Genomic DNA, 12,964 nt, shown 5'->3' with positions numbered 1-12,964 from the left:
CGTCACGTGTTACCGTAGAACCAGCACCCACTGTCGCACCATTACCGATAGTAACAGGCGCGATCAATTGGCTATCAGAGCCAACGAATACGTCATCGCCAATGATGGTCTTAAACTTATTCGCACCATCGTAGTTACAAGTAATAGCACCTGCACCAACGTTAACACGCTGACCAATCTCTGCGTCACCTAAGTAAGTAAGGTGGTTCGCTTTAGAGCCTTCACCAAGACGAGTGTTCTTCACTTCAACAAAGTTACCAACATGCGAATCATTGCGCATGTCAGCGCCTGGACGTAGGCGAGTAAATGGACCAACTGTGCAGTCTTCACCAACAGTAGCACCTTCAATTACGCTGTATGGGCGAATAACCGTGTTGTCATCAATTTCGCAGTCTTTTAGTACACAGCCAGTGCCGATAACCACGTTATCACCAATGCTTACGCTGCCTTCAATAATAACGTTGGTGTCGATCTCAACGTCCATACCACATTGCAGTTCGCCACGTAGATCAAAGCGGCTAGGGTCGCGTAGCATAACGCCCTGCTTCAATAGCTTGTCTGCTTGCTCAGCTTGGTAAGCGCGCTCTAGACGAGCCAGTTGAGAGCGATCGTTCACGCCTTCAACTTCAATTGGGCTAACTGGATGTACCGCTTCTACCGCACGACCTTCATCGTGAGCAGCGGCAATAACGTCAGTTAGGTAGTATTCGCCTTGCGCGTTGTCATTGCTTAGACCTGACAACCAACGCTTGAGATCACCACCTGTCGCAACCATAACGCCAGTGTTGATCTCTTTGATCAGCTTCTGCTCATCCGTTGCATCTTTTTGTTCAACGATAGCCACTACTGGGCCATTGCGACGAATGATACGGCCGTAACCCATTGGGTTATCCAGCACAACCGTAAGTAGTGCAATACCACCGTTTGGTTGAGCGTCTAATAGGTTTTCAATAGTTTCAGGCGAGATAAGAGGAACATCACCGTAAAGTACCAGTACTTTCTCATCATCAGCAAAATGTGCTGATGCCTGATCAACCGCGTGACCTGTACCTAACTGCTCTGCTTGCAGTGCCCAATTTACCGATTCCTCAGCCAAAGTAGCCTTCATCTGGTCACCACCATGGCCGTAAACCAAGTGGATATTTTGAGCGCCTAGACCATTACAGGTATCGATCACATGCTTCACCATTGGTTTACCCGCAAGAGTATGCAGAACCTTTGGTGTGTTTGAGTACATGCGAGTACCTTTGCCCGCTGCAAGAATTACCGCGCTAAACTTCATTGTAAACCTATCCGACGTAATTTTTATTAAGCTGATATTGTAACCGTTTTGAGACAAAAACTTAAATTGGAATAACCATTTAATCGGTAGTGATACGTAAACGTATACTTATGAGAATGCAAAAAAACAAAAAGGCGACCCTTAGGTCGCCTTTAGCTCAGAACCAATAATCTTATAAAAGATTAACGGCGCTGTTTTGTCAGTTCGATAACTCGTAACTGAGCAATGGCTTTAGCCAGTTCACCGGCCGCTTGTGCGAAGTCTATGTCGCCATGCTGATTTTGGATATTCTCCACAGCCTTGCGTTTAGCTTCTTCCGCCTTTGCTGCGTCTAGCTCTTCACCACGGATAGCTGTATCAGCCAGTACAGTCGCTGTACCAGGCTGAACTTCTACCATACCACCAGAAACATAAATGATTTCTTCGTGGCCGTGCTGCTTAACAATACGCACCATACCAGGCTTGATAGCGGTCAGCAGTGGAGTATGACCATGGAAAATACCAAGCTCACCCTCACTACCGGTCACCTGAAACGTCTCAACAAGACCAGAGAAAAGCTTTTTCTCTGCACTTACTACGTCTAGGTGAAAGGTTATTGCTGCCATATCGCCTCCTAGTTAGCCTTATAGCTTCTTAGCATTCTCAATAGCTTCGTCGATAGTACCGCAGTACATGAACGCTTGCTCTGGAATGTCATCGTATTCACCAGATAGTAGACCTTGGAAGCCACGTAGAGTCTCTTTTAGAGGTACGTAAACACCTGGGTCACCAGTAAATACTTCCGCTACGTGGTAAGGCTGAGTAAGGAACTTCTCAATCTTACGAGCACGAGATACTACTTGCTTATCTTCTTCAGATAGCTCGTCCATACCTAGGATAGCAATGATATCTTTCAGCTCTTTATAGCGCTGAAGTGTAGACTGAACGCCACGAGCGATGTCGTAGTGCTCTTGTCCAACTACCAATGGATCCAGTTGGCGAGAAGTAGAATCTAGCGGGTCGATCGCTGGGTATAGACCCATAGCTGCGATGTTACGGTTAAGTACAACCGTTGCATCCAAGTGCGCGAACGTTGTTGCTGGAGACGGGTCAGTCAAGTCATCCGCAGGTACGTATACCGCCTGTACAGACGTGATAGAACCTTGCTTAGTTGACGTGATACGCTCTTGTAGAACACCCATTTCTTCCGCAAGAGTAGGTTGGTAACCTACCGCAGAAGGCATACGGCCTAGAAGTGCTGATACCTCAGTACCTGCAAGCGTGTAACGGTAGATGTTATCTACGAATAGTAGAACGTCACGACCTTCGTCACGGAAACGCTCAGCCATTGTTAGACCAGTCAGTGCAACACGTAGACGGTTACCTGGTGGCTCGTTCATCTGACCGTAAACCATCGCTACTTTTGATTCTTCAGGTTTTTCAACGTTTACAACGCCTGCTTCCTGCATCTCAAAGTAGAAATCGTTACCTTCACGAGTACGCTCACCTACACCTGCAAATACAGATAGGCCAGAGTGTTGAAGTGCGATGTTGTTGATAAGTTCCATCATGTTAACGGTCTTACCTACACCTGCACCACCGAATAGACCGATTTTACCACCCTTAGCGAATGGACAAACCAAGTCGATTACCTTAACACCCGTCTCTAGAAGAGCTGTCTCGTTAGACTGTTCTTCGTAGCTTGGAGCTTCACGGTGAATTGCGTAGTGCTCTTCTGCACCGATTTCACCACACTCATCAATCGCGTCACCTAGAACGTTCATGATACGACCTAAGGTCTTAGTACCTACTGGTACTGAGATTGGAGCGCCAGTATTTTCTACTGTCAAACCACGACGTAAACCATCAGAGCTACCCATTACGATTGCGCGAACTACGCCACCGCCAAGTTGTTGCTGAACTTCAAGAACTAGACGCTCTTTCACTTCATTAACATTCAGAGCATCGTATACACGAGGTACTTCGCCCTGTGGGAACTCTACGTCGACTACCGCACCGATGATCTGTACGATCTTACCTGTAGCCATCGTTAATCCTCTAACTATTTAGTTTTACCTAAGCTTAAAACGAATAAGCGATTAAACCGCTGCTGCGCCTGAAACGATTTCAGAAAGTTCTTGTGTAATAGCCGCTTGACGCGCCTTGTTGTACACAAGCTCTAAATCATCGATTAGGTCGCTAGCGTTGTCGGTTGCAGCTTTCATTGCAATCATTCGAGCCGCTTGCTCACAAGCAAGGTTCTCTACCACACCTTGGTACACTTGAGATTCGACGTAACGAACCAATAGTGCATCTAGTAGTGGTTTTGGCTCAGGCTCATAAATGTAGTCCCAAGCATGATCGCGCTGCATGTCTTCGCTATCTGATTTAGGCAAAGGAAGTAATTGATCGATCGTTGGTTCTTGTACCATAGTGTTTTCAAACTTGTTGAACACTACGAACAGGCGATCCAATTCACCTTCATCATATTTCTTTAGCATTACGCTTACAGAGCCGATTAAGTCTTCAAGGCTTGGGCTATCGCCTAGGCCAGAAACTTGAGCTGCTACTTTCGCGCCGCTGTTGTTGAAAAATGCTGTTGCTTTTGAACCGATAATTGCCAGTTCAACTTCAGCACCTTTCTCAGACCAGTCTTTCATGTCTAACATAGCTTTCTTGAACAAGTTAATGTTCAAGCCGCCACATAGACCACGGTCTGTAGAAACGATGATGTAACCAACACGTTTGGCTTCACGTTCCTCAAGATAAGGATGCTTATACTCAAGGCTACCGTTAGCCAAATGACCGATCACTTTACGCATTGTTTCTGCATATGGACGAGTAGCTTCCATTGCGTCTTGAGAACGACGCATTTTTGAAGCTGCTACCATTTCCATTGCTTTCGTAATCTTCTGTGTGCTTTTAACACTACCGATTTTATTACGTATCTCTTTTGCGCCGGCCATCGTTACTCTCCGTTAATGGTATGAGGTGACCCGAAGGCCACCCACCAATTACCAGGTCTGGGTTGCTTTGAAATCGTCAACAAGCTTCTTCAGCTCAGCTTCGATATCATTGTTGTAAGCACCCGTTGTGTCGATCTGTGTAGCTAGATCGCCATATTGACCGCGAGCAAACGATAGTAAAGCAGCTTCAAAATCTAGCAGCTTATCAAGCGCTACATCTTGAAGGTAACCACGCTCTGCAGCGAAGATTACAAGTGCTTGGTCAAATACAGACATAGGAGCGTATTGCTTCTGCTTCATTAGCTCTGTAACTTTTTGACCATGGTCTAGCTGCTTCTTAGTCGCTTCATCAAGGTCAGACGAGAACTGTGCGAATGCCGCTAGTTCACGGTACTGTGCTAGAGCTGTACGGATACCGCCAGATAGCTTCTTGATGATTTTAGTCTGCGCTGAACCACCTACACGAGATACTGAGATACCAGGGTCAACAGCTGGACGTACGCCCGCGTTGAATAGCTCAGTTTGTAGGAAGATCTGACCATCGGTAATCGAGATTACGTTCGTCGGTACGAATGCAGATACGTCACCAGCTTGCGTTTCAATGATAGGAAGAGCAGTTAAAGAACCAGTCTTGCCTTTCACTTCACCTTTAGTGAATGTTTCTACGTAGTGTTCGCTTACACGAGCAGCACGCTCTAGTAGACGAGAGTGAAGGTAGAAAACATCACCAGGGAATGCTTCACGACCTGGTGGACGCTTAAGTAGTAGCGAGATCTGACGGTAAGCTACAGCTTGCTTAGATAGATCATCATAAACAATCAGTGCATCTTCACCGCGATCACGGAAGTATTCACCCATCGCACAACCTGCGTATGGCGCTAGGTATTGTAGCGCTGCAGATTCAGAAGCAGATGCAACAACAACGATAGTGTTTGCTAGCGCGCCGTGCTCTTCTAGTTTGCGAACTACGTTAGCGATAGTCGATGCTTTCTGACCGATTGCTACGTAGATAGAGAAAATACCAGAATCTTTTTGGTTAATAATCGCATCGATCGCCATCGCTGTTTTACCAGTTTGACGGTCACCGATTACTAGTTCACGTTGACCACGACCGATTGGGATCATTGAGTCAACAGACTTGTAACCAGTTTGTACAGGTTGATCTACCGATTTACGGTCGATTACACCTGGTGCAATTACTTCTACAGGCGAAGTTAGTTTCGCTTCGATAGGACCTTTACCATCAATTGGCTCACCTAGTGTGTTTACAACACGACCAAGTAGTTCTGGACCTACTGGCACTTCAAGAATGCGGCCAGTACCTGTAACTTTCATGCCTTCCTGTAGGTCAGCATATGGGCCCATTACAACAGCACCAACCGAATCACGGTTCAAGTTAAGTGCTAGCGCGTAACGGCCACCCGGTAGTTCAATCATTTCACCTTGCATCACGTCCGCTAGGCCGTGAATGCTAAGGATGCCATCGCTTACCGAAACGATAGTACCTTCATTGCGAGCTTCACTAACAACGTCGAAAGATTCAATACGTTGTTTAATTAGATCGCTAATTTCAGTGGAATTAAGTTGCATGCTCCAATCCCCATTAAGACTGCAATGCATCGCTCAGGCGGTCTAGTCGACCACGCGCTGAGTTATCGATGACTAGGTCTCCGGCTCGAATAATAACTCCGCTAAGCAGAGTCTCATCTATACTGCAATTCAGCTGTACTTTGCGCGCTAGGCGCAGTTCCAATTTGCTGCTGATATCTGCGCGTTGTTCTTCAGAAAGTTCAACCGCTGAAGTAACTTCAACATCGATCTCTTTCTCGTGCTCTTGTTTGAGCAATAAGAACTCTTTGCAAACATCAGGAAAAGCCATTAATCGGCCATTCTCTGCCATCACTTTTATCAAGTTCTGGCCGAATTCATCAAATTGTTCGCCACAAACTGCAATGAATACTTCCGCTAATTTTTCAGCAGTTAGAGAACTGCTTAGTAGATTGTGGATATCATTGTTTTGTGCCACTTCGGCAGCAAAAGAGAGCATTTGACTCCATTGGTCAAGCTCACCTTTCTCTACCGCAAAGTCAAAAGCTGCTTTAGCATAGGGGCGTGCGATTGTTGTCAAATCAGACATATACAGCCCCTTGCTTTAAAGTTTTGCAGTAATGTTGTCAAGAAGGTCTTTGTGTACGTCTTTATCGATCGTACGCTCAAGGATCTTCTCAGCACCAGCTATAGCCAGAGTTGCGACTTGTTTGCGCAGGTCATCACGGGCACGTGTGCGCTCAGCTTCAAGTTCTGCTTCAGCTTGCGCTAAGATTTTCTGGCGTTCTGCCTGAGCTTCTTCGCGAGCTTCATCAATAATTTGAGCTTTACGTTTGTTTGCCTGTTCAATAACCTCAGTTGCAGTGCGCTTTGCTTCTTTCATTTGCTCAGAAGCGTTGGCTTGTGCCAGGTTCAAGTCTTTAGCAGCGCGCTCAGCGGCTACTAGACCGTCAGCAATTTTCTTCTGACGCTCTTCAATTGCTTGCATGATTGGTGGCCATACATATTTCATGCAGAACCAAACAAACAGTGAAAAAGCAATTGCTTGACCTAGCAGAGTTGCGTTCATATTCACAACAGCTACCCCTCGTTAAGAATCAACTACAAAAATTTAATTAACTATTAAAGAGTTAATTAGCCTGCTAGTTGACCAACAAATGGGTTAGCAAACGTGAATAGTAGTGCGATTACGATACCGATCATTGGAACAGCATCCAGTAGACCAGCGATGATGAACATCTTAACTTGTAGCATAGGAGCCATTTCAGGTTGACGCGCAGCGCCTTCTAGGAATTTACCACCAAGAATAGCAAAACCAATTGCAGTACCTACGGCACAAAGACCAACAATAATAGCAACAGCGATTGCTGAAAAACTTAGTACAGTTTCCATTTACGTTCTCCGATTAACATTAATAGTTAGAATAAAGCTTAAAAATTTTTTTTAGTGATCACTATCTTCGTGAGCCATTGATAAGTAAACAATTGTCAACATCATGAAAACAAATGCTTGAATCAAAATAACCAAGATGTGGAAGATAGCCCAAGGTAGTGCACCTACCCATTGTAAGTACCACGGTAGCATTGCCGCGATAAGAATAAACACCACCTCACCCGCAAACATATTACCAAATAAACGCATACCTAGAGATAGTGGCTTCGCCAGAAGCGAAATTACCTCAAGTACCAAGTTAAATGGAATCATGATTGGGTGATTAAATGGATGCAGTGCCAATTCTTTAGCAAATCCGCCCAAGCCTTTTACTTTGATGCTGTAGTAGATCATCAGAGCAAAAACACCTAGAGCCATTGCCATGGTTATATTTACATCAGCTGTAGGAACCACTTTCAAGTAAGGGATACCTAACCAATGCTCTGCAGGATATGGTAAGAAATCGATTGGCACTAAGTCCATCAAGTTCATTAAAATAATCCAGCAGAATATAGTCAGTGCTAATGGGGCAATCAGCGGGTTGCGGCCATGGAAAGTTTCTTTAACGTTGTCGCCAACGAATTCCACTACCATTTCTACAAAACACTGAAGCTTACCAGGTACACCTACTGTTGCTTTCTTAGCGACTGAGCGAAAAACCCAAAGGAATAACATCCCTGTCAACACCGAAAAAAACAGACTGTCTATATGTACGTTCCAGAAACTTGTCTCCTCTACAAAACCTAACTTAGCTAAAGATAGATTCTGTAAGTGGTGTTCAATGTATCCGGATGCTGTTGCCGCAGCCATAACTCGTCCTATTTCTTATTGTTAATGAAAAGCACTGGCGCAAAGATATTAATACCAAGAACCAGTAAATAGGTCAGTTTGAGGGGAATTAACTCCACCTGCATATACATGTAGACAATAGAGAATAGTAGAACTGTGATTAGGATTTTTAGCGCTTCGCCAGCATAGAACGACGCCGCAACTAACTTAGTCGCGCGAGCTCCACAAAAAAGGAAAGCACACACACAAAAAACCACATTCGCGATGACAAAAATGCCGCCACCGATTAATGCAGCAAAACCCCAGTCAGGATTAACAGCTAAACCTAACCCTATCGCCACTAATATAACCGCGCTAAGCTCGATCAATAACATTTGCTTTGCAAGCACTCGTCCTGGTCTTGCTAACGCCGCTACCATGTATTCGTTCCTCTTTAAGCCCACTTTACCACTCGCTAAAAAGCGTGCTGAGAAATTGGCGAAAATTATACGTTCAGCCAAATCGATTGCAATAAGAACGCTGCAATCATTTACATTTTTGCATACAAACCGACAACTTTTGTACGAAATTACTTGTTTATTACATAATTGACCTAAATCAATTATCTCATTTAGTACTCTAATTTAGCAATAAGTTGCTCTAATTTGTGAGGCTCATCAAGAGTAATTGTCACTTTTGACTTACCGCTAACAGAACGAGTAACTGAAACGTTTGCTTGTAATTTTTCCGTGAGTCTTCGCGAAAGTTCGATAGCTTCTGTGTCTTCAGGCTTCGATTCTGGCTCAACGTCTGGTTTTAAACACTTTTTAACAAGTTGTTCAGTTTGACGCACGGTCATGTTTTTGGTCGCCGCAGTGTTCGCAGCCTCAACCTGGGTATCACCTTCAAGCGCAAGCAGTGCTCGAGCATGCCCCATTTCCAGTTGTTTGTTGGAAACTAAACCTTTTACTTCATTTTCGAGCTGATTTAGACGTAATAAGTTACTAACCGTTGCTCTCGATTTACCAATCACATCAGCGACTTGCTGGTGCGTCAGTTCAAATTCATTCTGTAAGCGCTCTAGCGCTTGTGCTTCTTCAATAACATTCAGATCTTCACGCTGAATATTCTCGATTAACGCCATCGCAATCGCGGCTTTGTCTTCCACTCGCTTGATAAGACACGGTACTTGCTTAAGGCCCGCTTGACGAGCAGCTCTCCAACGACGCTCACCCGCAATAATCTCATACTGATCTTGCGCTAATGGACGCACAACGATTGGTTGGATGATGCCTTGAGATTGAATGGAAGCCGCTAGCTCTTCTAGCGCTTCAGGCGCGATATCTTTACGCGGTTGATAAACACCTGGCTTCAAGCTACCAACAGCCAATTCTGTTAGCTCTCCATCAGCCGATAACGCCTGACTATGAGAAGCGACTTGCTGTTTTTCACGAGCCAATGAGCTAGTTGCAAGCAGTGCATCTAGCCCTTTTCCTAAACCACGCTTAGACATTGAGCGAATTCCTTTGGTTAGACCTATACTGGGACTTCTTCACGACGCAACATTTCGCCTGCAAGAGCAAGATATGCCTTAGCACCAGCGGAATATTTGTCGTAGTACATTGCTGGTTTGCCGTGACTCGGCGCTTCAGCAAGGCGTACATTTCTAGGGATCACGGTTCGGTAGACTTTGCTACCGAAGTGTTTTTTGAGTTGATCTGATACTTCGTTTGATAAGCGGTTGCGAGGATCATACATAGTACGCAGAAGACCTTCGATCTTCAGGTTCTCATTCACCACCGCCGCAAGCTTACTGATGGTATCCATCAACGCAGTCAAACCTTCAAGAGCAAAGTATTCACATTGCATTGGAACTAATACGGAATCGGCAGCTGCCATGGCATTAATTGTAAGAAGGTTTAATGAGGGCGGGCAATCAATAAAGATGAAATCATAATTATCGCGAATGGATGCGAGTGCATTTTTAAGGCGAACTTCGCGCGCAAACACTTCCATTAGCTTGATTTCTGCCGCAGTAACATCACCGTTTGCGGCGATGAGATCATAATTGCCAGATGTACTCCGGCAAACTACCTCATCAAATGGGGTGTCTTCAACCAACAAATCGTAAGCAGTTGCTTCAACCTGATATTTGTCGACACCGCTCGCCATAGTGGCATTACCTTGAGGATCGAGGTCAACAACCAATATCTTGCGTTTAGTTGCCGCCATTGATGCTGCTAAGTTAATGCAAGTTGTTGTTTTTCCTACGCCGCCCTTCTGGTTGGCAATTGCTACGATTCTACCCACTATGGCCTCGCTGATTATCCCTGACGCGATAAAGTTACTAGATGACGCTCTCCGTCAAGCTCTGGCACTCGCAAAGCTTTGATATCTGTCACTGAACACCATTCAGGTAACAGGTCAATTTCGTCTCTAGGATGTTGTCCCTTAAGAGCCAAAAATACACCGGATTGCTCTTTAGGTAAATGGTGACACCACTCTACCATGTCTGTCATTGACGCAAATGCGCGACTGAGCACTGCATCAAACTTTTCTTCAGGTTGAAACTCTTCAACACGGCTTTGAACTGGCACAACGTTGTCGATACCCAGCTCATGAACCACTTGCTTAATGAAACGAATACGCTTACCTAAGCTATCTAGCAAGTAAAACTCGCAGTCTGGGTTCATGATTGAGAGCGGAATCCCAGGTAGGCCAGGTCCAGTACCCACATCGATAAAGCGCTTACCCTGTAAGTGAGTGCTAACAATGATGCTATCTAAGATATGTTTCACCATCATTTCTAATGGGTCACGAACCGAAGTCAGGTTGTAAGCCTTGTTCCATTTATTGAGTAACTCAACGTAGCCAACCAACTGGCTACGTTGTTTTTCAGATACTTCTAAGTCAGTCTGGCCAATCAGGTGATCCAGTTTTTCGCGTAATACGCTCATTATGCTTCCTCACCCTTTTTCAACAGGCCATGTTTTTTCAAGTAAACCAGTAGAATTGAAATTGCCGCAGGTGTAATACCTGAAATACGAGAAGCAATACCAATTGAATCCGGTTTAGCGTTAGTTAGTTTTAGAACCACTTCGTTAGAAAGCCCTTTTACCTGGCTGTAATCGATGTCAGCAGGCAGTTTGGTGTTTTCATGACGCAGTGATTTTTCAATTTCGTCTTGTTGACGCTGAATGTAGCCTTCATACTTCACTTGGATCTCAACTTGCTCAGCCGCTTGTTGATCTTCCAGTGCAGGAGCAAAACGATCCAGAGCCGTCAGCTGTGAATAAGTCATTTCTGGACGACGCAGAAGATCTTCACCGCTCGCTTCACGAGACATTGGGGTTTTTAGGATCTGGTTCAGCGCACCAATATCTTCAGATTTTGGATTAATCCAAGTCTCTTTCAGACGTTGACGTTCTTTCTCCATGTTGTCCATCTTCTCGTTGAATCGAGCCCAACGTGCATCATCAATCAAACCAAGTTCACGAGATTTTTCTGTCAGACGGATATCGGCGTTGTCTTCACGAAGCAACAGACGGTATTCCGCACGAGACGTAAACATACGGTACGGTTCTTTGGTGCCCATGGTTGATAGGTCATCGATAAGAACGCCCATGTAAGCTTGGTCACGACGTGGGCTCCAGCCTTCTTTGCCTTGAGTAAATAGACTCGCGTTCAAACCAGCCATCAGGCCTTGCGCAGCTGCTTCTTCATAACCAGTTGTACCGTTGATTTGACCAGCAAAGAACAGACCTTTAATAAACTTCGTTTCGTAAGTCAGTTTTAGGTCGCGAGGATCGAAGAAATCATACTCAATCGCGTAGCCAGGGCGCACGATGTGAGCATTTTCGAAGCCCTTCATTGAGCGAACAATTTGAACCTGTACATCAAACGGCAGACTGGTAGAGATACCATTCGGGTATAACTCATGTGTCGTTAGGCCTTCAGGCTCAATAAAAATTTGGTGGCTGTTTTTATCAGCAAAACGCATCACTTTGTCTTCAATCGAAGGACAGTAGCGAGGACCAATACCCTCAATCACGCCAGCGTACATCGGGCTACGGTCAAGGTTGGCACGAATCACATCGTGCGTATTTTCATTGGTGTGCGTGATGTAGCATGGGATTTGGCGTGGCTGTTGTGCTCGGCTGCCCATGAATGAGAAAACCGGTGTTGGGTTATCACCGTGCTGAACCTCAAGTTCAGAAAAATCAACACTGCGCGCATCGATACGAGGAGGTGTACCTGTTTTCAGGCGATCAACTCGAAATGGAAGATCACGAAGTCGGTCAGCCAAAGCGATCGATGGTGGATCGCCAGCACGACCACCAGAAGAGCTTTCCATACCAATATGGATCTTACCGCCGAGGAATGTCCCTACCGTCAGTACCACAGCATTAGCACGGAACTTAAGGCCCATTTGAGTGACCACACCGACCACTTGATCCTGTTCAACGATCAGGTCATCAACCGATTGCTGGAACAAAGTTAGATTTGGCGTGTTTTCAAGGACATTACGAACAAAGGCTTTGTAGAGTGCACGGTCTGCTTGAGCGCGAGTTGCACGAACCGCAGGGCCTTTTGACGCGTTTAGTGTTCTGAACTGAATACCTGCATGATCAATGGCTTGCGCCATCAAACCACCCATTGCATCGACCTCTTTCACCAAGTGGCCCTTACCGATACCACCGATAGCTGGGTTACAAGACATTTGTCCCAAGGTATCGATATTATGAGTAAGTAATAACGTACTTTGACCAGTACGTGCAGATGCGAGTGCGGCTTCCGTTCCTGCATGGCCGCCACCAACAACGATGACGTCAAATTTTTCGTGATAAAGCATGAACCGACCTCAGGTATTCAAACGTTTTCTAGACTGATAAAAAGGAGCGATATTCTACCTGTTTTCATAGCTTGAGAAAACGTTTTTGGAATTTTTCGATTAAGCTGTTTTTAATTAATATAGATAAGATCTTTAAAG

General features: G+C 45.2%; 14 protein-coding genes. All 14 read right to left on the bottom strand.

The features are described 5' to 3' along the window. The coding region (gene glmU, locus BCT81_RS19215) for a bifunctional UDP-N-acetylglucosamine diphosphorylase/glucosamine-1-phosphate N-acetyltransferase GlmU (protein ID WP_102425491.1) at positions 1-1,282 on the bottom strand (1,282 nt) is incomplete at its 3' end. 182 nt (positions 1,283-1,464) lie between these two features. Beyond that, positions 1,465-1,887: a F0F1 ATP synthase subunit epsilon gene (locus tag BCT81_RS19210; protein ID WP_004739296.1), complete on the bottom strand. Its 423-nt coding sequence runs from the start codon at positions 1,885-1,887 to the stop codon at positions 1,465-1,467. 18 nt (positions 1,888-1,905) lie between these two features. Beyond that, the gene (gene atpD / locus BCT81_RS19205; RefSeq protein ID WP_004739295.1) at positions 1,906-3,309 is read right to left on the bottom strand and encodes a F0F1 ATP synthase subunit beta; all 1,404 of its coding nucleotides are present in this window, start codon (positions 3,307-3,309) and stop codon (positions 1,906-1,908) included. Positions 3,310-3,360: 51 nt separating this feature from the next. After that, positions 3,361-4,227, bottom strand: a complete 867-nt coding sequence (atpG, locus tag BCT81_RS19200) for a F0F1 ATP synthase subunit gamma (protein WP_004739293.1) — start codon at positions 4,225-4,227, stop codon at positions 3,361-3,363. A 48-nt stretch (positions 4,228-4,275) separates the two neighbouring features. Then, the gene (gene atpA / locus BCT81_RS19195) at positions 4,276-5,817 is read right to left on the bottom strand and encodes a F0F1 ATP synthase subunit alpha (protein ID WP_004739292.1); all 1,542 of its coding nucleotides are present in this window, start codon (positions 5,815-5,817) and stop codon (positions 4,276-4,278) included. A gap of 13 nt (positions 5,818-5,830) precedes the next feature. Further along, positions 5,831-6,364, bottom strand: coding sequence for a F0F1 ATP synthase subunit delta (gene atpH, locus BCT81_RS19190; RefSeq protein WP_102425490.1), 534 nt, complete (start codon positions 6,362-6,364; stop codon positions 5,831-5,833). 15 nt (positions 6,365-6,379) lie between these two features. Then, on the bottom strand, positions 6,380-6,850 hold the full coding sequence (atpF, locus tag BCT81_RS19185; RefSeq protein ID WP_032498590.1) for a F0F1 ATP synthase subunit B: 471 nt from the start codon (positions 6,848-6,850) through the stop codon (positions 6,380-6,382). Positions 6,851-6,909: 59 nt separating this feature from the next. Then, on the bottom strand, positions 6,910-7,167 hold the full coding sequence (gene atpE, locus BCT81_RS19180) for a F0F1 ATP synthase subunit C (RefSeq protein ID WP_004411110.1): 258 nt from the start codon (positions 7,165-7,167) through the stop codon (positions 6,910-6,912). A 51-nt stretch (positions 7,168-7,218) separates the two neighbouring features. Further along, positions 7,219-8,016, bottom strand: a complete 798-nt coding sequence (gene atpB / locus BCT81_RS19175; RefSeq protein WP_004739289.1) for a F0F1 ATP synthase subunit A — start codon at positions 8,014-8,016, stop codon at positions 7,219-7,221. Between the two features lie 8 nt (positions 8,017-8,024). Further along, on the bottom strand, positions 8,025-8,414 hold the full coding sequence (locus tag BCT81_RS19170; RefSeq protein WP_008221392.1) for a F0F1 ATP synthase subunit I: 390 nt from the start codon (positions 8,412-8,414) through the stop codon (positions 8,025-8,027). Positions 8,415-8,605: 191 nt separating this feature from the next. Next, positions 8,606-9,487 (bottom strand): ParB/RepB/Spo0J family partition protein, encoded by an 882-nt coding sequence (locus BCT81_RS19165; RefSeq protein WP_008224722.1) that lies wholly within the window; start codon positions 9,485-9,487, stop codon positions 8,606-8,608. 23 nt (positions 9,488-9,510) lie between these two features. Then, positions 9,511-10,284: a ParA family protein gene (locus BCT81_RS19160; protein ID WP_026084427.1), complete on the bottom strand. Its 774-nt coding sequence runs from the start codon at positions 10,282-10,284 to the stop codon at positions 9,511-9,513. A gap of 14 nt (positions 10,285-10,298) precedes the next feature. Continuing rightward, positions 10,299-10,931 (bottom strand): 16S rRNA (guanine(527)-N(7))-methyltransferase RsmG, encoded by a 633-nt coding sequence (gene rsmG, locus BCT81_RS19155; RefSeq protein ID WP_004739283.1) that lies wholly within the window; start codon positions 10,929-10,931, stop codon positions 10,299-10,301. Continuing rightward, a complete protein-coding gene (mnmG, locus tag BCT81_RS19150) occupies positions 10,931-12,826 on the bottom strand; it encodes a tRNA uridine-5-carboxymethylaminomethyl(34) synthesis enzyme MnmG (protein WP_102425489.1) in 1,896 nt (631 codons plus the stop codon). The genes rsmG and mnmG overlap by 1 nt, the downstream gene beginning before the upstream one ends. Positions 12,827-12,964: the final 138 nt, after the last annotated feature.

The organism is Vibrio sp. 10N.261.52.A1 (genome assembly GCF_002876325.1).
GTDB classification, from domain to species: Bacteria; Pseudomonadota; Gammaproteobacteria; order Enterobacterales; family Vibrionaceae; genus Vibrio; species Vibrio chagasii.
This window is presented reverse-complemented; position numbering and strand designations above follow the sequence as displayed.